The following is a 2,306-nucleotide window of genomic DNA, read 5'->3' as shown; positions in this document are numbered from 1 at the left end:
GGGAGGCGGAGCCCCGGCGGCGGCTGCACCCGCTGAGCCCGGCCCTGCACGGGGCAAAGTCGCTGGTCGTGGTCGTCGCGGGCCTGTCCTGGTCGACGCTGTCGCGGGTCGGCTTCGGCTGGTTCGCGGCGCTGGCGGCCGTGCTCGCCCTCGGCGCGACGGTGCTCGCGGTGGTGAGCTGGTACAACACCGGCTATCACGTGGTCGGCCGGGAGTTGCGGGTGTACGAGGGGCTGCTGTGGCGGCGCGCCCGGGCCATCCCGCTGGAGCGCCTCCAGGCCGTCGAGGTAGTCCGCCCGCTGCTCGCCCAGCTCACCGGCCTGGCCGAGCTGCGGCTGGAGGTGGTCGGCGGCGGCAAGACCGAGGCGCCGCTGGCGTACCTGGGCGTGGCCGAGGCCGCCGCCCTGCGGCAGCGGCTGCTCGCGCTCGCCGGCCCTGGGCCACAGCCGGGCCCGACCGCGCCGCCCGCCGCCGTGGCCGAGTCGGCGCTCACGCCCACCCCGCCCGGACGCGCGCTGCACGCCGTCGCCAACCGGGACCTGCTGGTCAGCCAGCTACTCACCCCGCAGGCGTTTCTGCTCCCCTTCGGGGTGGCCTTCGTCGTGGCGCAGTTCCTCTCCGCGGACTCGTGGTCGTTCATCGCGGTGGCGAGCACGATCACCGCCATGGCCGGCGTGCTGCTGCAACCGATCCGCCGCGTGCTGGACGACTGGAACTTCCGGCTGGCCCGGGACGAGGGCAACCTGCGGGTCCGCAACGGCCTGCTGGAGACCCGGGCGCAGACCGTGCCGCTGAACCGGGTGCAGACGGTCGGGGTGACCTGGCCGCTGCTGTGGCGGGCCAAGGGCTGGCTGCGGCTGCGCCTGGAGGTCGCCGGCTACTCCGGCGGCGAGGCCGACGACCGCAACCGGCCGGACCGGCTGCTGCCGGTGGGCGACCAGGGCATCGGCCAGCGGATCGTCGCGGAGGTGCTGCCGGGGGTGCGACTGAGCGGGCTGGCGACCAGCCTCCCGCCGAGCCGGGCCCGGTGGCTGCGCCCGCTGGGCCGGCGCGCGGTCGGCGCCGGGCTCGACGAGCGGGTCTTCGCCGCCCGGTCCGGGCTGCTCACCCGGCAGCTCACCGTCGTGCCGTACGCCCGTATCCAGAGCGTGCGGGTGACCCAGGGGCCGGCGCAGCGGCGGCTGCGGCTGGCCACCGTGCACGCGGACACCGCGGGCGGCGCGGGCGCGGCCGCGCTCGACCGCGACCTCGACGAGGCGTGGTGGCTGGCGGCGGAGCTGACAACCCGGGCACACGCCGCCCATCGCGCCGGCTGAGCCACGCCACCGCGGAGGCGGCGGGCGCGGTGCGGCGGCTCAGCGGGTCGCCGGCACCGCCGGCGGGTCGGCGACCGGGTCGGCCTCCGCCCCGCGCGGCCCGCCGTCGGGCGGACCCGAGGCGGGGGCCCGGCGGGCCGCCCACCAGCGCTCCCCCAAACCGACCACCAGGAAGGCCAGCCCCACGTACGCCCACCCGACCAGCACGTCGATGACGTAGTGCTCGCCGGAGTAGACCAGGGTGAAGGTCATCGCCAACGGGTACGCCAGCAGCAGCGGCCACCAGCGGCGGCGGGCCGAGCGCAGGAAGAACACCACCACGAACAGGGCGAACGCGGTGTGCAGCGACGGCATCGCGGCCACCGGGTTCGAGGCGATCTGCCCGGCGTTGAGCAGGTTGCCGGCGCCGTGCATGCCGAACGCCTTCCAGCCCCGGGTGGAGATCCGGGCGACCTCGGTGAGCAGGCCGTTCTGCGCCGCCCACCAGGGCGGCGCCGCCGGGTACAGGAAGTAGGTGACCAGCCCCGACGCGCACAGGAAGCCCCAACGACGCATGAACGCCGCCCAGCGCGGCCGGTCGCGCAGCCAGAGCACGGCGGCGGCGGCGAGCGCCACCACGAAGTGCGAGAAGTACACCCAGCTCGCCAGCACGTCCCACCAACGCACCTCGGGGCGGTAGAGGTGCTCCTGCAACCAGACGGTCGGCACCTCGCCGCCGGTGGCCCAGCCGAACATGAACCGGTCGGCGACGATCAGTTCCATCGCGTGCGGGGTGGCACCGTTGTCGGCGAACCCCCGGGACAGGTTGTAGACGGCGAGCAGCGACACCACCGGCACCCAGTCGCGGGCGAACCGCAGGTGGCTGCGCCACGGGCGGCGGGAGTGCCACGCGATGGTGGCCGCCCAGATCCACAGGAACGCGTACGCCGGGTCCGTGGGCAGGCCGATGACGAGCCAGCCGGCCACGAAGGCGACCGCCCAGGCCACCAT

The 2,306-nt window shown here is 75.7% G+C and carries 2 protein-coding genes; one reads left to right on the top strand and one right to left on the bottom strand.

What is annotated here, in order from left to right:
• A partial coding sequence (locus E1258_RS32065) for a PH domain-containing protein (protein WP_132407656.1) occupies positions 1-1,316 on the top strand: 1,316 nt, incomplete at its 5' end.
• A gap of 39 nt (positions 1,317-1,355) precedes the next feature.
• Here E1258_RS32065 and E1258_RS32060 read toward each other — a convergent pair.
• On the bottom strand, positions 1,356-2,306 hold a 951-nt coding region (locus E1258_RS32060), incomplete at its 5' end, for a phosphatase PAP2 family protein (protein WP_132407654.1).

It is taken from the genome of Micromonospora sp. KC207 (genome assembly GCF_004348615.1).
GTDB lineage: Bacteria > Actinomycetota > Actinomycetes > Mycobacteriales > Micromonosporaceae > Micromonospora.
This window is presented reverse-complemented; position numbering and strand designations above follow the sequence as displayed.